Genomic DNA, 20,057 nt, shown 5'->3' on the forward strand with positions numbered 1-20,057 from the left:
GATTTTATCCTTCCTCTCTGAAAATAAGATGGTAAAGCGTCTGATATAGCCGGTCCGAATCAATCGGCTTTGCCAGGTGGGCATCCATTCCGGCCGCTTTGCTCTTCTCTATATCATCGTCAAATGCATTGGCTGTCATTGCAACAATTGGAACCGTTGCGGCATCCGCATTACTCAAATGCCTTATACTTGTAGTTGCCGTCAGGCCGTCCATGAGCGGCATTCTGATATCCATCAGGATCGCATCGTAATACCCTGTCGATGATTTGCTGAATAATTCCAGCGCCCTAAGGCCGTTTTCCGCCGTATCCACAGTGAAACCTTTACTTTGGAGAAGCATTACGGCAACCTCTGTGTTAATGGCGTTGTCCTCCGCCAGCAGCAGACGTCTTCCGGTAAAATCATAGTCCGCCGCATCCATCTGCGGCTTTCTCTCTTCCTTTTCCCCCAGCGCTTTGGAAAAAGCCGATACCAAAGCGGACTTGAACATCGGTTTACTCATCAGCATATTAACTCCTGCCAGTTTCGCCTCATGCTCTATGGAGATCCAGTCATATGCGGTCATGATAATGATCGTAACCTCCGGCCCCACAATCGCCCTGATATGTCTGGCAGTCTCAATACCGTCCATCCCGGGCATTTTCCAGTCTATCAGAATCATGTCAAAGTATTTGCCCGCATTCCAGAGTCCCTGCACCCGTTCAACTGCTTTGCGCCCGCTGTCCACCCATTCTGCGGTGATTCCCATCTCACGCAGGGTGACAACGGCACTCTCACAGACCACCACATCATCATCTACCACCAGCGTTTTCAGGTGTGAAAAATTATAGTTCTGCTTTTTCTGGCCGTGGAGCAGTTTCTCTTCCTCGGTAATCCCAAGTTTTACATCTACCGTAAATTCCGTTCCAATTCCTTTGATGGAACGCACCGTAATTTTACCGTCCATCAAATCAACAATACTTTTCGAGATCGCAAGCCCCAGCCCCGTACCGCCATAAAGCGCCGTAGTCCCTATGGATTCCTGAGAAAACGGTTCGAAGATACGGGGAATGAATTCCTCGCTCATGCCAACGCCGGTATCATTTACAATAAACCGCAGCGCAGCGGTATTTTTCGTTCTCTGTCGCTGTGACGCCGAGAAGGTGACCTTGCCTCCCTCTCCGGTAAATTTAATGGCATTGCTCAGGATATTAAGAAGCACCTGCTGCAGTTTCATCGCATCGCCGACATAATAATCGTCCAGCACGGGATCCACGATACACTCGTACTCCACGCCTTTTGCAGATGCCTGGGAGTAACATATGGAATTAAGCCCCACGATAAACTCTTCTGTGGGGATCTTTTCATTCTTTAGCAGCATCTTGCCGCTTTCAATCCGGCTCATATCCAGGATATCATTGATGAGCGACAGAAGGAACCGTGATGAGATGCCTATCTTTGAGATACAGTCGGCAATCTGCTCATCGTCGCCAACCGCCTGGGCGGCAATCGTACTCATGCCGATTATCGCGTTCATTGGCGTCCTGATTTCATGGCTCATGCGTGACAGAAAATCTGATTTGGCGGCATTGGCCTGTTCCGCGGCCACAAGGGCGGCGGCCAGTTCCTCCTTCTGGCGCTGTTCCTTCTGGACAACATCGGTCACGTCGCTTCGGGCCACGCAGACTCTGCCGAGTTCCTTCTCGATGTAGAAGATTTGGAAACGTTTTACCCTCTTTCTCCCCTCCTCGTCCATCATTTCAACCACAAAAGAGTACACAGGCTCCTGTGAAAGCCTCTTTTCCATATATCCAAAGTCCAACTTCTCCAGATACTCCTGCCTGGCCGGCTCATCCATAAAACGGTCTGCAAACAGTCTGGCCTCGGCCTGGAACTCTCCCTCGGCGGTTCCTGCCTTCTGACTGCTCTCGTCAAAAGAAATCAAGCGATGGGTGTCGCATCTTATATTGACTTCCGTAAGGAGTTCATAATCAAGTCTGGTAATTTTTTTCAGAAGCTCCTCCTGAATCTTGTGGGCCGTACTATCCGTGGTATAGAAAAATGCAATTACGTCGTCATTTTCCGGTTCCCTGTATAAGCGGAAGCTTGTACTGCTCCAGAAAACGCCTTCCTCCCCGCGTCTTCTCAGAAATTCAAAATGATAATCCGTCTTTCCCAATGCATAATCCGCCAGCACCTTCTCACGGGCCAGCGTATCACAGATTACCTCCCCATACACCGGTTCCACCGCTGCCTCCGACAGATGTTCCACCAGTTCGTCATAAGAATTCCCCATACTGGCAACCGCCATCTGGGGCGTGCAGATGTAACTCTCCACCTGGTTGCGTGTGACATTGAGGCGTCCCTGAGCGCTGCCCTCCTCGGAGGATAATTCCACAAAATAGGCCAGTTCCTGCTCATACAGTTCATCGTTTCTCTCCTGCAGAGACCTCTCATCCGTAATATCAAGAAGTACACTGAAAAGCTGCCCCTCATCCTTCTCCTGAAAGAGCTGCGCTTTAAGTGAAAACCACTTGACTGCCCCATCCCTGCAAATAACTCGGCTCTCACTGCGGACCGTGTCCCCGTACTGCAGTTGCGTCCTGATTTTCTGGAGCATGACCGGCATATCATCCGGGTGGATCACGACAGACATTTTATTACCCTTAGCAGAAAATTCTTCCCTGGTATATCCCAGAAACTCAAACAGACCGTTGTTGGCGTCAATCACGGAAAGTTCCTCGTCATAACGGCTCCTGAAAACGGCTCCTGGTATATTATTGTAGAGATGAATCAGTTCATCCCTCATCTTTTTCTCTTCCGTAATATCAATGCAAACCGAAACAATGGCGGGACGTCCATCTTCCGCTGTAAGTTTTCTGCCTGTATCGTGAACCCATATGTAAGTTCCGTCTTTCTTGCGCATCCTGTATTCAACTGTATACTCGTCGCCGTCCAGAAGCTGCACATTCACCGTCTCATCCACCGATTTCCGATCGTCGGGATGCATACAGTTAGAAATCAGGCCATCTATATCACGGACAAATTCCGTCTTATTCTCATACCCCAGATAATCCAGCATCTGCCGGTTAATAAAATAGAACGGAAAACCTTCTTCGATATATCCCCCCATCATGCCGCCGGCCACAGAATCATTCAAAAGCTCCTGCCTCTGTCTCGTAATATGTTCCATTACAAGCGTCTGCGGATAGTGCTCCCGGCCTCTCTGGCTGCTTCCGGGTTCCGCCACGTGAAAGCTTTTAATCTTCCATTTTCCGTTTTCCTGAGCCAGTGTAAAGAACGTCCGCAGATGCCAGATATACTGCCTGTTTTTAAGCGTCATTTCCATAGACAGATGTGTTACTTCCGCCGTAATACTCTGCTCATGGATCACCCTCATCTCACAGGAGAACGGTTCCGCAATCTCCCCAATATCCTGATTTACATAGGCGGTCATCTCAGCTTTGCCGCAGGCAAATTCATCTTCACCTGTACCGACAAAGTCAATATCATCAGAGAGAAAAGCGATTGCCGCTTCCCCGTCACGCTGTTCAAACCAGGCCCGGCAGAACGCCTGGGCAGTATCTTTCGCCGTAGTATAATACTTCATTTGTTTTATTCCTTCCACAGGTAGCATCCACCTTTACAATTAGCTTTTGCACGGTACAATGCCAAATCCACTCGTTTAATGACATCCTCAAGCGGCTCCTCCACGTTCCATATTACGATTCCCACAGAGGCAGTCACCGTGATTTTCTCAGCGAAACGTTTTTCGGCTAGCGCCTGGCAGATTTCTCTTCCTTTTTTCATTGCGGCGTCATCCGATTTCATCTGTTTCATAATAGCCACAAATTCATCTCCCCCATACCGGGCCAGAATATCTGTTTTTCTGGTGTGGGCATGGAGAAGATCCCCGAATTCCTGAATCAGGCGGTCCCCTTCCATATGTCCAAGGGTATCGTTGACCTCCTTCAAATTATCGAGATCAAAGAGATAGAATGCAAATGGCGCATCCTCCTTCTGAAGGGAAGCGGTGGCTGCTTCCCACCCCCGGCGGTTCAGCACGTTGGTCATGGGATCCCTGTATGCCTCTTCCTTCAAATCCTGCTCACGCTTCGGGAATGTCGCCAGCCTGATTGCATGGTTGATTCTCTTTCTGAGACTTTCGGGAGCATGTGGTTTAACTGCATAATCGTCCGCGCCTATAGCCATCGCCTGTTTCTCCGTCTGCATATCCGGCGGTCCGGTAACAATGACCGGGATATTCCATATTGTTTTATCTCTCTTAATGGTCTGGAGCACGGAACTTCCTCCTATACCTGACAGAGAAACACTCAAAAGAACCATATCCAGGCAGTCCGCATTTCCTGCAATGGCTTCCAACGTGGTTCCAGTGTCCGCAGCCTCCATAACCTCATAATACTCTGAAAAATTTTCAATGATCTGCTTCCTGTACTTCGCATCCTCGTCGGCAACTAAGAGGACCTGTTTTCCGGATCCGGTCCGCCTTTCTCCCGTCCGGCCCTCTCTGCCGTCTTTTTCCCGTATTTCCTCTATTTCCACAGTTTCCTGTTTCTTCAGCAACTCTTCAAACTCCTTGCCCGGCATCGGCTTTGCAAAGTAATACCCCTGCACATAGTCACAGCCTGTTTCAAGCAGGCGGTCCAGCTGCTCCTTCGTCTCCACACCCTCAGCTACAACGCCCAGATGCATCCAGCGCGCCAGCTCCATAATGAATTGGAGCACTCCCTGGCTGATTGGTTTTGCCGTCTCACTTTGAATAAATTTCATATCCAGCTTCAGGATATCGATCGGCATCTGGTTCAGCATATTCAGTGAAGAGTATCCACTGCCGAAATCGTCCATCTCTATGATAAATCCCAGCTTTCGCAGGCGTCTGACCGTCTCGATAATCTGGCCGGGATTCTCAGTATAGGCGCTCTCCGTAATTTCCAGATGAAGACGTGATGGCGGAAGACCGTATTTATGTACAATCTTAATCAGGGTATCCGCAATATCTGCATTATAGATATCGGCGCGTGAGACATTGACGGAGACCGGTATCTGCGGATAACCTTTACTGTCCCATTCCTTCAGATAAGAACACGTTTTATCCCAGACAAACTGATCCAGTTTAGTAATAAATCCATTTTTCTCGAACAACGGGATAAACTCTGCCGGAGACTGGAATCCCCACTCGGGATGTTTCCAACGTATCAGAGCCTCGGCACCGGCCAGTTTTTCATCCCGTATCCTGTACTTGGGCTGCAGGTAAATCAGGAACTGCTCCTCTTTCAGGGCGGATTCCATGCTGTCAATAATGGTCTGCTGCCGCAGCAGTTCATCACGGAGCTTGTCGTCATAGGCGGCAAAATACTTTCTGTACTGTCCCTTGATGCTGCGCGCCGCAAGGAGGGCGCGGTCGGACATCTGTTCTATCGTAACGCTGCGATTTTCAACGAAGAAAATCCCCCATTTCATCACAACATTTTTCGCATTGGGCAGGGCGTTTATTACGTCATTGGCACGGATAAACATATCCTCCTCATATTTATCCCTGTGTTCCACCAGGCAGGCAAACTGGTCCGCGCTCAAACGTCCGCATGTACCTCCGTCTCCCGTAAGCCTGCGGTACAAATCCGCAACTCCACACAGGAGCTGGTCGCCGGCAGCCACACCGAACACGTCGTTAATCAGCTTGAAATTTTCAATGTCCGAGCAGAGAATATCATACTTATGCCCCGGATTCTGGTTGAGGATTTCCCTTACCCGCTGGTAGAAGAACTCCTTGCTGTAGAGGCCGGTCAGCCGATCATACTGGAATTGATTAATCATCGCCGCTGTTTCCCGGAGGTGGATGATGCTGGCCACTCTGTGCCGGATAATCTGGGGCTTATACGGTTTTGCCACAAAGTCGGTCGCACCGTGGGACAGGGCCGCAACCTCGTCCGCCTCGCTGTCGCTCTGTGTTGTAACGATTACAGGAATAGATGCAAGAACCGGATCTGCTTTTGCAATAGAAAGGAACGTATATCCGTCCATGATGGGCATGGTAATATCCAGCAGAATCAGGGAAACATCCTCTCTGTGCTCCTCCAGCACCGAGAGCGCCGCCTGTCCGTTCTCCGCTTCCAGTACCCGATATTCCGAAGAAAGCATTTCACTTAGCATCATACGGTTAATTTCATTATCTTCCACAACCAGAATCACTTTTTTTGAGAGCATCTTCCTGTCTCCTTTTCTTTCCCTGCCATTCTAAAAAATATTGTTACAGCTTGCGCCGGAATGTTTTATTTACATTTTACCATAACAAAAGAAACCTATATACAACTATTTTACTTTGTCCATATAGGCACCAATGTTAGTGTAGCACAGAAGGGCCGAAGTTTCAATTATTTACGGGGGTTAAAAGGATTTACAAAGGTCAAAAAAGTAAGGTGCCTGAAATTCCCCAGCAAAGCATAATGTAAACCTGAGAGTAAGTATTATTACAGGAGAAGGCCCCAAAACCGTCAGAACAAAGAGACCGCGTCTTCATTTAACTGTAGCAGGCAGACATACCGTGCACTCTACCCCATTGTCCGCTTTATTCTAAAAAGTGCAAATACACATCAATTTCTGCTCCACCAGTTATTCCAGGGATTATTTCCGCTCGGGGTGCTCTCCTTTGTCGGTCTCTGGGTCGGTCTCTGCCAGGAGGGCGTGCTCTCCTGTGTCGGCTTTTGTGTCGGCTTCTGCCAGGAGGGCGTACTCTCCTGCGTCGGTTTCTGTGTTGGTTTTTGCCAGGACGGTGTACTTTCCTGCGTCGGCCTGCTCTCCCAGGACGGCGTGCTCTCCTGCGTTGGGCGTGTCGCCTGGGTTGGCCATACATCCCAGGACGGTTTGCTGCCCTGCGTCGGCCACACATCCCAGGACGGTTTACTCTCCTGGGTCGGACGTGTCGCCTGGGTCGGCCATACGTCCCAGGACGGCCGGCTCTCCCGGCCCGCCGTGGATTCCGCTGCGCCTCCCGACTCGTTCTGACCGTCGTCCTCACCGGTTCCCGGAGGCAGAATAACCGAACTCATGTCGCCGTGCAGCGTGCATCTCGGCGGCAATGTGTACTGGGTATCATCCGTCGTTCCCTCGCCCAGGGGGACGACAAGAAATACGCCGGTGGCAATCTCAGGGCAGAATTCGGTAGCGGACTGCCCCGATTCGGTACAGATTTCTGAAATCACATGCCGGTCGCAGAGCACGGTCGGCTGTGTTCCTTCTGCAAAATACTCTGTGTACACGGCATTTCCCCTCGGATCGTTTGTGCAGACCCCGGGTATTGCCAGTTTTCCTGATTTGCGGCAGATCTGCACCTTCACGATGCCCTCCGGCACCGTAAAGCCCGGATCCTGCAGTCCCTCATGGACACGGTCCATGATCTTTTTCCATATATCCTTGTGATAGGAGGTTCCTCCGCTAACGGCCTGGTTTCCATCGTTTCCGCTCCAGATTCCCGCCGTGTACCAGGGTGTAAAACCGGTAAACCACAAATCCTTGCTGGCGGTCGTGGTTCCGCTTTTCCCGGCGCATGTCATCTTGGACAGCCTGGCTCTCCCGCCGGTGGGATTTACCGGGGAGGTTGCAAATTTCGGCCCGCCCGACATGGCCTCCCGCAAAGCGTCCGTCAGCAGGAAGGCCGTCTGCGGTTTCAGGACCTCATGTCTCTCCGGTTCATTTTCAATCAGGACTTTTCCGTCGTGATCCACAATTTTCGTAAAGAAAACGGGTTTTGTATACACGCCTCCCGCTGCGATGGCCGCGTAAGCTCCCGTCAGCTCCAGATTCGACACGCCGGCCGTAATTCCACCCAGGGCGGTGGATGCATTGTAGTCTTTATCAGACATGGACGTTATCCCGAATTTTTCCGCATATTTTACTCCCAATTCCGGGGAAATCGTTTCCATCATACAGCGGACGGCAACGATATTCATGGAATATACAATTCCTTCCCTGATGTTGGAGTATCCCAAAAATCGGCTGTACCAGTTACGGAATGATTTCTTCCCGACGGAATAGGGCGCGTCATAATAGGTGGTTGCAAGTGTTGCTCCCATGCTGTCGAGGGCGGGTGCAAACGAGGAAATCACTTTAAACGTGGAGCCTGGCTGGCGGAGTGTATCCGACGCGCGGTTCAATGTCCTGCTGGCCGTTTTCTCCCCGCGTCCGCCGTTTATGGCCTTCACTTCGCCGGTGCGCTGATCCATTAATACGAAGGAGACCTGCGGCTGAATCACTGCCTGCAGGCGCTCCCCTGTTATCTCGTCCCCTTCTTTCACAACCGTTGCTTTAAACCGATCCACATCGGCCTGCACTTCCTCCGCGGTGTTATAGAGTCCTGTATAGTTGTCCTTCAGTTCGTTTTTGTGATATGTCTTGATATCCTGATCCGAATAATTATCCGCGCTGCCGTCCGCATGACGGACGGAAAGACGGTAATCGGCCGACAGAAATGCCGTTTTGTAATTTTCCGGATTATTGATTTCCTGGTCCACAATTGCCTGAATCGACGGATCCTGGGTCGTATAAATCGAAAGGCCGCCTCCATAGAGCATCTTGCGGGCAATGGCCTCCGAATATCCGAGCCTGTCCATCAGCGCCTCCGTCACCTGATCGATTACTTCATCGGTAAAATAGCTGTACGGCGTAGCCGATGCCCTGGCCGTTACATCCACATTCTGAATCCGCGCGTACACATCGTCCGCCAGCGCCTCCTCTTTTTCCTCCTGGCTGATCAGGCCCTGCTCCTCCATTTTACCGAGAATAATCTTACGGCGTTTCTCATTCTCCTCCGCGCCGGTAAGAGGATTCAGTTTGGACGGGTTCTTCGTAATTCCCGCTAAAACAGCGCACTCCGAAAGGGTCAGTTCCGACACGTCCTTATCAAAATATCTTCTGGCCGCCACCTTGACGCCCAGAGTGTTAGAACCCAGATTGATGGTATTCAGGTAATTTGTCATGATGGTCTTCTTGTCCACCATTTTATTCAGCTTGACGGCCAGATATTGTTCCTGTATTTTCCGTTCCAGACGTTCCTCAAAGGTTGATTCCATGCCGCCCTGGAACACCGCATTTTTAATGAGCTGCTGGGTGATGGTGCTGCCTCCACCGGCGGATGAATTGCCGGTAAGCACTCCTTTTACCGCCCTCATAATCGCCCGGATGTCGACTCCGCTGTTCTTCCAGAACCGCTCATCCTCAATGGCGATAAACGCATTGACAAGGTGATCGGGAAATTCCTCATAGGCAGCCTCCTCCCGGTTCGTCCCCTCCATCACCAGTTTTTCCACCTCATTACCCGCGCTGTCGTAGAGCATAGTGGCAAATCCCTCCGGCCGAAAGCTCAGCGCCGTTATGTCGGGCGCCTTGTCGATAATGCGCTTCAGGAAATATCCTCCGGCCACGGATACTGTAATCAGACAGAGCAGGAATATGATGAGAACGGTTGTCCAGATTTTTTTCCTTCTTTTTTTCCGCTTGATTCGGGATGTATTTTCATCTGCCGATGCCCTTTTACGGCGGGGTTCTGAGCGGGTTCCTGAACGGGGTTCTGAGCGGGTTCCTGAACGAGTTTCCGATTGTGAATTGGACTGCTTTTTACCCCTCTTTTCAGGCCGGGTATTCGTCTGTGACGGTTCAGAGGCGCCGCTTTTGGCTGCTCTCTGTGACGCAGGCTCCGGGGCCGCGCCGCCGAAAGCCCCGTTGTCCGGTTTTTCATTTTTAGTTTCCTGGTTTTTATATTTATCTGAACTTTGTTTTCTGTAATCCATCACTGCCTCCAAACAACGGTCCGGCCTGTACAGCCGCTTTCGGTAAAAATCTCTTTTTGATCAGTATTCCCCTTTCTGTCCGTTTTAAGGCATAAAAACAGCCGGATATTGCTATCCGGCATAATTCTTTTTGGTTGGCGCCTGTGGCCTGTGCGCTGAGCATCAAAACCGTATTTCTTTGAGCATCTGCTGCATCTGTATAATACCCTTTTTCTGAGATACGGTGATTGCCTCAAGTATCGGCAATAATTCCGGACAGCCGGGATAGCGCAGCATGTTTTCACACATCAGGACCGCTCCTTTGTGGTGCGGTATCATTTCCCTCATAAAACACACGTTGATATTATTATCTACTCCCGCCGATTTCATTTCCCGGAACATATTCTGCAGAATGCGCTCATTGTCTCTCCGGTAACTTTGAAGCTCTGCCGGCTTGTTGACAAGCGTACAGCAGCAGGGATATACCTTTTTCATAGTCTCTATGCTTTTTTTCTGTTCGGCTATGATATTCAGCACTACACTTTGAAGTGGAATATAGGTTGTGTAACGCAGAAGATTTTCAGACATTTTAATCGCTGCCCGATGATGCGGCATCATCTGTACAATAAAATTTCCCGATATGCTGCCAGCCTGAGGAGCAGACGTCATCTGCTCCACCATTTCATTCAGGATACTGTAATAGCAATCCAGATAGGCTTTCGTGTTAATACTTAAATCACTGTAACCTGCCATCTTTCTATCAATTCCTTTCGCTCCGCTGAGACGCAAAACGTTTTGGAGTCATTTTCAATCTTTGCCTCTTAGTATCTTATGGCCGGAAAAAGGATATTGTGAGTTGTCTTTTGTGAGCGTCGCCCCTCTGGCTGTGAAATCCGGCAGGCCGTTCTTTGTCCGATGATTTATTCCGATGATTTATTCCGATGTCTTGAACCGCCGTCAATCCACGGTTGCATATCCGTCCGCAGCATAGTAAAAGCCGTCTCTCTCTTCTATCTCAACACCATAGGTTTCCCTTGCCCGCTCCGGGGATACCTTCCCTTCCCGGACATCCCTCAGCACAGCCTCCCGCTTCCGCTCTCCGGCGGGGCCGAATCCTCCGGCTCCCGGAGTCCGGACCACGATGACGTCGCCGCAGTTTACCTGAATTCCCGTACTCTTCGACGGGAGGCGGACCGGTTCCTGCCCTTTCTTTATCAGATACTGGGCTCCGCCGTAACCGGCTTCTCCGCCCTCAATTCCCCAGGGAGCAATCTTCTGCCTGTCTCCAAGACCCGTGAAAGACAGATCGTCGCAGACCGCCTCAAAGATTCTCTCAATCCCCAGTCCTCCGCGATATTTTCCCGGTCCTCCGCTGTCTGTCCGGAGGGCGTAGCGCCGGACCAGCACCAGTGGAAACTCCATCTCCAGCGCCTCGATCGGCAGATTGGAGGTATTGGTCATGTGTACCTGCACTCCGCTCAGGCCGTCTCCATGGCGATGAGCCCCGGAGCCTCCCGCAATAGTCTCCAGATAAACATAGTAATGCTCCTTGTCTTTCGGATCGTTTCCACTGAAGGTTGCCGATGTACAGGAACTGTTACAGCCGGCCATGGCCCGTTCCGGAACCGCAGGAGCCAGCGCTCCGAAGATCACATCCGCCACTCTCATGGCCGTGTCAATCCGCTCTCCGACCGGCGCGGGACTGATTGAATTAACGATGAGCCCCGGTTCCGCATAAACTTCCAGAGCACGGTAGATTCCGGCATTCGACGGAATTTCCGGATCGATTAACGCCTTTAAAGAATAGAAAACCGTCGCCAGGAGTCCATTAAAGGTCAGATTGATCGGCCCGTTCACCTGCTCATGAGTTCCGCTAAAATCAAGGGAAAGCTGATCCTTTTCCACCGTAATCCGCACACAGATGCAGATCGGTTCCGGGCATGCCTCCCCTGCATCGTCCATGTAATCCTTAAATTCATAAACTCCATCCGGCAAACGGCTGATCCCGGCCCGCAGGCGGCGCTCCGCATAGTCCTGAAGCTCATACATACTGTCCACCAGCAGTGACTTGTATCGGGAATACGCCTCGGAAAGTCTTCTGACGCCTATCTTATTTGCCGCTATCTGCGCCTGCAGATCACCGAATCTCTCGTGAGGGATCCGGCTGTTGCCCATAATGAACTCAATAATCTCATTTTGTACTTCTCCCGCACGGCATACATGGGACAGGGGAATCTTGAGCCCCTCCTGGAACAGGCTGACCGCGTCTCCGGGAGTGGATCCCGGAACCTTCCCTCCCACATCACTGTGGTGGGCGCAGTTGGCCGTCCAGCCGATGATTTCGCCGTCCGCAAAAACGGGAGCTGCGACCGTGATATCTGGCAGGTGTGTACCGCCGCCATTGTACGGGTCATTACCAATGAACATATCTCCCGGACGAATCGTTTCTTTTGGATATTTTTTATAGACTGATTTGACGATTTCCAGCAGGGAACCCAGGTGCATGGCTACATGTTCCGCCTGAGCCACCATATTGCCCTCCGGGTCAAACATCGCCGTGGAAATATCTCTCCGCTCCTTGATATTGGTGGAATAGGCGCTTTTAATCAGCGCAATGCCCACCTCCTCGGCAATAGAGAACAGCAGATTTCCCACAATTTCAACTGTTACCGCATCCACTTTACGCTTCATATGCTCTGCCTCCTGTGTCTCTTGCCCTGATATTACGATATCCGTCCGTGTAAGCGCTCCATCCCGGAGGAATCACGCAGGTCGAATCCATCTGCTCGATTATTGCCGGCCCTTCAATCGTACATCCCGGCATAATCTGACTCCGGTCATATATCCGGGTTGCTATATAGTCCTCCTCTCCGTCGAAAAGGACAAACCGTTCTGCTGCAGGCTCCGGCGCTTTCACCCCTTCCGCCTCCGGTTCTTCTTTCAAATCCGGCTTCTCAATCAGTCCAATCGCACCCAGCCTGTAATTAACCATCTGGATCTCTGTCTCCTCATTATGATACCCGTAGGAACTTTCATGCTCCAGATGGAACGACGCAATCATGCGTTCCATTGCTCCCTGAGCAAAGGGAAGGGATATGGGGATCGGTATCTCATAGTTCTGCCGGTTATAGCGGCATTCCACCACCGCCTCAAACATCCTCTTTTCCAATGCGATTCCCTCCTTGTCCAGCAGGGCGTTTCCTTCCTCCAGCAGGCTCTCAAAGATTTCATTTACCTGGCTGAGGTTTTCGGTCCTGGCCAGCATGATATGAGAACGGCTCAAATCAAAACGGGTATCCGCCATCAGAAGTCCCAGGGCGCACAAGGTTCCGGGGGATGGAGGCATCAGCACGTTCCGGATACCCATTTCCCTTGCCACCTCGCAGGCATGGAGCGGGCCCGCTCCTCCGAATGCCATCAGAGTAAATTCCCGCACATCATAGCCCCGCTCCACCGAAACCACCCGGATCGCCCTCATCATATTTGAGTTTACCACGGATATAATGCCCGCGGCCGCTTCCCCAATCGTCAGCCCGGAGGGTTCGCAGATATGAGTCCTGATCGCCTGTTGGGCCAGTGACAGACTAACCTCCATGCTGCCACCCAGGATTCTCTGCTGGTTCAGTTTACCCAGTACGATATTCGCGTCCGTCACGCAGGGGTATTCCCCTCCCCGCATATAGCAGGCCGGTCCCGGAGTCGCGCCTGCGCTTCTCGGCCCCACCTTCAGTGCACCGCCCTCGTCGATCCGGGCGATGGATCCGCCCCCGGCTCCCAGGGTGATGATATCAATCATGGGAATCCGGGCGGGATATCCCTCTACGAGCCTCTCGTTGGAGAGTTTTGCCTTTCCATTCTCAATCAGGCTGACGTCGATGCTGGTGCCGCCCATATCAAAAGTAATAATCTTATCTTCTCCGCACTGTTTTCCAATGAACACTGCGCCGATTACCCCGGCGGACGGCCCTGAAACGGCCGTCTTGATTGGGCAGTCCACCGTTTCCGAGATGGAAATAATGGAACCGTTGGACTGGGTCACATAGGGCGACGCGTTAATACCGGCGTCCCGGATGGATTTTTCAAAATTGTGGACATAGGTTTCCATCACCGGTCCGAGATAAGAATTTAACACCGTTGTGCTCATACGCGAATATTCGCGGAATTCAGAAATCAGCTTGTTGGATGCCGTCACGTAACACTCCGGATATTCCTCCCTCACAATCTCCTCAATACGATTTTCGTGAACCGGATTTAAAAATGAGAACAGCGTGCAAACGGCGATCGATTTGACTCCCTGCTTTTTCAAGTATCTGACTGCGCGCCGCACTCCCTCCTCATCCAGGGGAACCTTCACGGATCCGTCATGGACGATCCGCTCGGACACCTCGCATTTTAATCCTTCGGGTATCAGGCTCTCCGGCTTTTCTTTCAGCAGGTTATAGAGGGAGGGACGCTTCTGCCAGCCAATTTCCATCAGATCTTTAAAACCTTCCGTTGTGATAAGACCCATTTTCGCGCCCTTTTTCTCAATGAGAGCGTTGGTTGCGACCGTTGTCCCATGTGCCAGGTAGGTCACCTCCTCTGCCGAGATTCCTTCCCCCTCCAGTATGGACCGGATTCCTTCCACGATCGCCCTGGACGGGTCCTCGGGTGTGGAGCTTCGCTTAAAATTCTCAAGCCGTCCCGTCCCGGCGTCGAACAGAGAAAAATCGGTAAACGTGCCCCCTACGTCAACTCCTATCATATATCCCATCTTGGTACCTCCCGCCTATTGCGCAGGCTATTTTAAAGCCTGCACTTTATTATACAGATCCTTTGTCTCCCAGTATCCGTCCGCCTCCAGCTCCGGAGCCAGCGGGGCCATCGCATCAATAAAGGACTGCTTGTCAAATTCCACAAAGCTTCCACCCTCGGATTCGATTACCTTCTTGTCCTCTTCCCACTGCTCTCTTACATAATCACTGAACCATACTTCCACCTCAGCCGCGCATTCCTCTATTACCTTTTTCTGTTCGTCGCTCAGCTTGTTCCAGGTCTGCATATTCAATGTGAAACATTCCAGGGGATAGGCGTAATCCACCAGGGATATGTAGGGAGCCGACTGATGCAGCTTCAGGGCATTGATGGATTCATAGGAGCATTCTCCCGCGTCTACTACCCCCTGCATCATAGCGAGGGGATACTCAGCCCAGGATGTGATCGTCGGAACGGCTCCCAGGGTGCTGAAGTTCTTTTCCCAGATTGGGATATTGGGAATACGGAATTTCACTCCCTTCAGGCTGGCCGCATCGGTCAGAGGCTTTTTACCGAAAATAGCTCTCGGATTCTTCTGGAATTTGTAGGCAACCACGTGGATTCCATTCTTCTCCAGCGTATCGAATGCCGGTTTTGCAAGATCCGACTCCAGATAGTTATACAGATGTTCCTTACTCTCAAATGCGAAGGCCATGCTCATTATGTTGAGATCCTTGGCAATATTGGCATAGGTGTCAAAGGAGTTAAACATACCCTGCTGTAAGTCCACCTGCATATTTTCCAGCATGGCTGTCTCATTACCCAGCTGCTCACCCGGATAATACTCAATTTTCACCTGCCCTTTTAAACGCTCATTTACCAGATCGGCGATTTTCTGGCCCGCCATTCCGGCCGGCTGCGTCGGCCCGGAGGAAGCGCCCACCTTGATGACAAGTTCTTTCCCCGAAGCAGTCTCCCCCGCTGCCTGTTCCTTTTCAGATTCCGCCGTATCCTGGGACTCTTCCCCCGCCTGCTCCGTTTCCGGAGCCTTTGTTGCGGCCGGCTGGCTTGGCAGACATCCTGCCAGCGCCAAAGATGACAATACTGTGATTAATGCTGTGCTCCATAATTTTCTCATATGTAATACCTCCCTAATTTTTGTCGGCTGCTGTCGCCGCAGTTTTTATGTATCGTACTCCATCGAATCTATACCGCCACTTTCATCAGTTTCGGTATGCAAAGCACAATATCCGGAATGAATGTAATAAGCAGCAGAGTGATGACCAGTGGAATTAAAAATGGAAGCGTTTGTTTTAACGCTTTATCAAAAGAAACACCCGCCGTCTTTGCCGCGATAAACAGAGCCGGAGCCATAGGCGGCGTAATCAGGCCAATTGTCAGGTTCAGGACGGCCACAACCCCGATGTGAACCAGGCTGAGCCCCAGAGCATTAGCCAGGTTGATGAGAAGCGGAGCCATCATAATCAGTACCGACATACTTCCCATAAAACATCCCATCAGAAGCAGAATCAGATTCAGCAGAAGCATCACGATATAGGCATTGGGAATCATCAGTAACAGGGAAGAAAGCTGATCCATCAGGCCGCTGGTGATAATCATCCAGTTAAACACCGCTCCCGTCGCACACAGGAACATAGTCATCGCAGTGGTGGAAAGTGTATTCTTCAGGATAATCCAGGCCGTTTTAAATGACATCTTCTTATAGCAGAACGCCAGAATAACCACATAGACACACCCAACTACTCCACACTCTGTTGGTGTAAAAATACCCGACATGATTCCGCCGATGAGAATGGCGGGCGCTCCGAGAGCGGGAAGTCCCCTCCAAAGTGAATGAAGAAATTCCTTTGCGGTCGCTTTCCGGTACAGAGGCGCCTTCACGTGAAGATATTTTACCGCAACATAGGTATATATCATCATAGATACCCCCATTAAGATACCGGGAAGTACGCCGGCCAAAAACAGGGACAGTGTGGAACACTGGGCGATAAAACCCCATACCACAAAGTTAATGCTGGGCGGAATAATCGGCCCGATGCTGGATGACGCTGCGGTAACGGCAACGGAAAAATTCTCGTCGTAGCCTGCGTCCCTCATGGCCTTGACCTCGATGGCTCCCAGGCCCCCCGCATCCGCCATGGCAGAGCCCGACATTCCGGCAAAAATCATGCTGGCCAGAATATTTGCGTGTCCCAGGCCTCCTGGAATATGTCCTATCCCCTTTTTCGCTACGTCGAATATCCTGTCGCTGAAACCTATCTCATTCATGGCACAGCCGACAAACATAAACGCCGGAACGGCCAGGAGTGAGTAATCGGCAAAGGAGTTGGCCGTCTTCTGGGCAAACATCACAAAGCTTTCATGATGCCTGACGGCAAACAGCAGGCTGGAGCCAAGCATTGCAAACGGAATCGGCACCTCCAGTAAAATCAAAACCACAAACAAGATAAAAACCGCCCATACAAATGCTGTGCTACTCAATCAGACCACCCTCCTCCTCGCGGATTTCTTTCAGATAGATATCCTTTGGCATAACCAGAAACTCTACCGTGTCATAAGCCGAAAATAAAACCAGCAGAATCCCCATCACAATGATCGGCAGCGCATAGTAATATGCTCTGGTAATCGACAGTCCTCCCACCGGCATCGTATTTTTCTGAATCCGGAACAATCCGATTCCTCCGTACACAAAAACTGCCGATGTAGCAAGAACAATAAGGTTTGACAGGTGTCTAATCCCAATCTGGATAAACCTGGGCATAAACTTTAAAAAATAGATAATACTTGCGTGTCCCTTTTCCCAATAGACCACGGCTGCCCCCAGCGAGGAGTACCACACCATCAAAGCAATAACCGTCTCCTCAATCCCATAGATTGGACTGTTAAACAGATAGCGCAGCGCAACCTGGATAAATAGAATCGTAATAAAGATAAAGGAGCAAACCGCCCCGGCCGCCCTTGCGGCCATCGCCGCCCCATCTAACAATTTCCGGCATTTTACCAATCCGTCCGGCGGATTAAAGGCTCTTTCCATCCGGTTTCCTCCTCTCCTGTATATCGTAAAATCCATTGCAGGGATTTGCGGTCTGCCTCTTCCGGCTCCGCAAAATACCGCCGATCCGCAATCTCCATCGTAAGAAAACCGGAATATCCCCTGCGCACAATCCCGCTGAGCATCTGTCTCAGGGGAATCGCCCCGTCGCCCAGAGCCAAATGGCCGCCGGGAGTTCCGTCGGCGATATGGATATGGCGGAGATTTTCTCCCAAAACATCAAAATATTCCTCTATCTCTTCTCCCGCAACCTGCACCTGGACCGTATCGGCCATCGCCTTTAACGCAGGCGATGGAACATCCCGGCACATCCGGTTTAAGTCCTCCGCGCAGTTAATCAGGTTGGAACTGGCCGGGGTCAGATGCTCCAGCAGAATGGTAACCCCTTCTCGTTCCGCCTGCCTGGCAATCTCTCCGATTGCCTCGGCAGACCGTTTCCACGTCTCGGCCTTCGGCTCGTCCAGATATCCCCATCCGGGTGTCAGAAGCATTTGCTCCGTCCCCAGTTCCCCGCACAGCCTGACGGCTTTTAAGTAGTAATCCGCGCTCCTTCTCCTGAGTGTGCTCTCCCTCGCAGCTATATTGACCGGATATGTTACCTGCTCGGGGGTAAAACAAATTAAATTTAACTCTCTCTCCCTTATCTTCCTTCTGACCCGGGACGCCTCCTCCGCGCCGCAGTCCGGCACGTAGAAGTGGGGAGATGCTCCCCAAAGCTCAATATTGCGGATGCCCTGCCCGGACATCTTATCCAGAAAATAATCGAAGCTGTGACGGATATAATGACAGTTCATCCCCGCTAACCTATTCATCACTTCCAGCACGCTGCGCCTCCTCCCTTATCTCTCGTTCTTTTTATGTACCCTTCTGCACAATACGGGTATTTTCCAAACTTTCTACGATACCTTTCCTGCTATCTTTTCCGCTGCATACATTTCTTATAAAAGGTGCATTAATTCTTTCGTATTCTGATACAGGGTCTCATATATCCTGCAGTACGGCTTATAAATTTCATGTTTAACGCCATCCGGCTCCAACACTCTGCCAATTCGAATCACCTCACCCAGCTCATTAAAGTCCCGAAAACGCCCGGCTCCCAGCGCCGCCATCAGCGCATCGCCATAGGCCGCGCCGGTGGTCACCTCCGCAATGTGGACCGTCACTCCGCAGATATCGGAAATCATCTGCATCCAGGGGATATTCTTCGCTCCGCCGCCTATGGCCATCACCTTTCTAATCGGCAGACCGTTCTCCTTCAGTGCATTCAGATGCTGACCCACCGAATAGCCGATGCTCTCCAGCGCAGAACGGTACATGTGCCGCCGGTCATGGGTGAGCTTAAGTCCAAAGAGAACGCCCCTGGCATTCGGATCGTTGATCGGGGTCCTCTCTCCGGCAAAGTACGGAAGCGTGATCAGTCCGTCCGATCCGGGTGGAATCTCCTCAATTCCATCCAGCATCGTCTCATATGCGTTCCGTCCTGTCCGTTTCTCCTCGATAACCGCATCCTGAAACAGAACATCGCGGTACCATGCGGTCAGAGTCCCCGCCGTATTGGTTCCCCCCGCCACACTGAACGTGCCCGGAATCAGATAATTATTTCCCCGCACCCGGTCATCCATGATCAGGTGATCCGAACAATAGTACAGAAACAATGTGGAACCAAACTGCAGCATCATGTCACCCGGATTCAGGACCCCCGTGCTGACCGCCTCCGCTGCCGAATCCCCCGTTCCTGTGATGACAAGCGTCCCTTCCTTGATGCCCGTCTCCTCTGCCGCCCGGGCCGTCACCGTCCCGGCCGACGCGTGGACCGGCTGCGCGCGGGCAATCTGATCCGGCCTGCAGAACATCCTGCATTCTTCTTCATTGACACGTCCATCCATGTGGTATAACGGACGGAATGACGCCTGGGCCAAAAACTGATCTACTACATAGTTCCCCGTCAGCCTGGCCGTGATAAAGGAAGAACCGGTTAAAAATTTATACGTCTTTTTATATATCTCCGGTTCATTATGTTTGAGCCATAAAATCTTAGCCGCCACATCACCGGAACAGATAGGCCGGCCGAACAGCTCCTTTACCCGCCTCTCCCCATAGTATACGGTCAGGTCTGCTATCTCCTGCTGGGAGCGGGAATCAATCCCGTATAAAATTGCTTTCCGCAGGGGTCTGCAGGATTCGTCTACGGGAAGACAGTCGGCCCCCAGTGTACTGGCTCCGACACCGGCAATCGCCCCGCTGTCAATTCCGGCCATCCGGATCAGCCCCTTTGATACCTCGCAGAATTCCTTCCACCAGACCTTCTCCGCGTCATGCTCATAGTAGTTGGGTTTTGGGTTTTCTATCTCATGGGTGATGTGGTATTCCGCAATAATCCGGCAGTCTGGCCCGATGATAACGCCCTTTGTACCCGATGTGCCGATGTCAATCCCCATATAGCAGGAAAACGGGTGCTCCATACAGCTCCTCCTCCCCTCTTTGCATCA

Annotated in this window: 11 protein-coding genes; all 11 read right to left on the reverse strand. The window is 51.3% G+C overall.

The genetic code is table 11. From position 1 onward, the window contains the following. Positions 1-4 precede the first annotated feature (4 nt). The 11 genes from EJL91_RS22925 to EJL91_RS22975 all read right to left on the reverse strand — a co-directional run bounded on the left by EJL91_RS22925 (position 5) and on the right by EJL91_RS22975 (position 20,030). A complete protein-coding gene (locus tag EJL91_RS22925) occupies positions 5-3,589 on the reverse strand; it encodes a response regulator (protein ID WP_125144300.1) in 3,585 nt (1,194 codons plus the stop codon). Positions 3,590-3,594: 5 nt separating this feature from the next. Beyond that, entirely contained in the window at positions 3,595-6,204 is a 2,610-nt protein-coding gene (locus EJL91_RS22930; RefSeq protein ID WP_125144301.1) for an EAL domain-containing protein, read from the reverse strand. Positions 6,205-6,590: 386 nt separating this feature from the next. Continuing rightward, positions 6,591-9,782, reverse strand: a complete 3,192-nt coding sequence (locus EJL91_RS22935; RefSeq protein ID WP_243125538.1) for a transglycosylase domain-containing protein — start codon at positions 9,780-9,782, stop codon at positions 6,591-6,593. 162 nt (positions 9,783-9,944) lie between these two features. Continuing rightward, positions 9,945-10,514 (reverse strand): DUF305 domain-containing protein, encoded by a 570-nt coding sequence (locus EJL91_RS22940; RefSeq protein ID WP_125144302.1) that lies wholly within the window; start codon positions 10,512-10,514, stop codon positions 9,945-9,947. 204 nt (positions 10,515-10,718) lie between these two features. Continuing rightward, positions 10,719-12,452 carry a hydantoinase B/oxoprolinase family protein gene (locus EJL91_RS22945; protein WP_125144303.1) on the reverse strand — a complete coding sequence of 578 codons (1,734 nt, stop codon included), beginning with the start codon at positions 12,450-12,452 and terminating at the stop codon, positions 10,719-10,721. Next, positions 12,442-14,514, reverse strand: a complete 2,073-nt coding sequence (locus tag EJL91_RS22950) for a hydantoinase/oxoprolinase family protein (RefSeq protein WP_125144304.1) — start codon at positions 14,512-14,514, stop codon at positions 12,442-12,444. The genes EJL91_RS22945 and EJL91_RS22950 overlap by 11 nt, the downstream gene beginning before the upstream one ends. Before the next feature lie 27 nt (positions 14,515-14,541). Next, complete coding sequence (locus tag EJL91_RS22955; protein WP_125144305.1) at positions 14,542-15,633, reverse strand: TRAP transporter substrate-binding protein; 1,092 nt, start codon at positions 15,631-15,633, stop codon at positions 14,542-14,544. Positions 15,634-15,701: 68 nt separating this feature from the next. Continuing rightward, entirely contained in the window at positions 15,702-16,997 is a 1,296-nt protein-coding gene (locus tag EJL91_RS22960; RefSeq protein ID WP_125144306.1) for a TRAP transporter large permease, read from the reverse strand. After that, positions 16,990-17,550: a TRAP transporter small permease gene (locus EJL91_RS22965; protein WP_164516930.1), complete on the reverse strand. Its 561-nt coding sequence runs from the start codon at positions 17,548-17,550 to the stop codon at positions 16,990-16,992. The genes EJL91_RS22960 and EJL91_RS22965 overlap by 8 nt, the downstream gene beginning before the upstream one ends. Continuing rightward, positions 17,514-18,392: a TIM barrel protein gene (locus tag EJL91_RS22970; protein WP_125144308.1), complete on the reverse strand. Its 879-nt coding sequence runs from the start codon at positions 18,390-18,392 to the stop codon at positions 17,514-17,516. Before EJL91_RS22970 ends, EJL91_RS22965 begins: the two co-directional genes overlap by 37 nt. Before the next feature lie 114 nt (positions 18,393-18,506). Then, the gene (locus EJL91_RS22975) at positions 18,507-20,030 is read right to left on the reverse strand and encodes an FGGY-family carbohydrate kinase (RefSeq protein WP_125144309.1); all 1,524 of its coding nucleotides are present in this window, start codon (positions 20,028-20,030) and stop codon (positions 18,507-18,509) included. Positions 20,031-20,057 lie beyond the last annotated feature (27 nt).

The organism is Clostridium transplantifaecale (assembly GCF_900626075.1).
Taxonomy (GTDB): Bacteria; Bacillota; Clostridia; order Lachnospirales; family Lachnospiraceae; genus Otoolea; species Otoolea transplantifaecalis.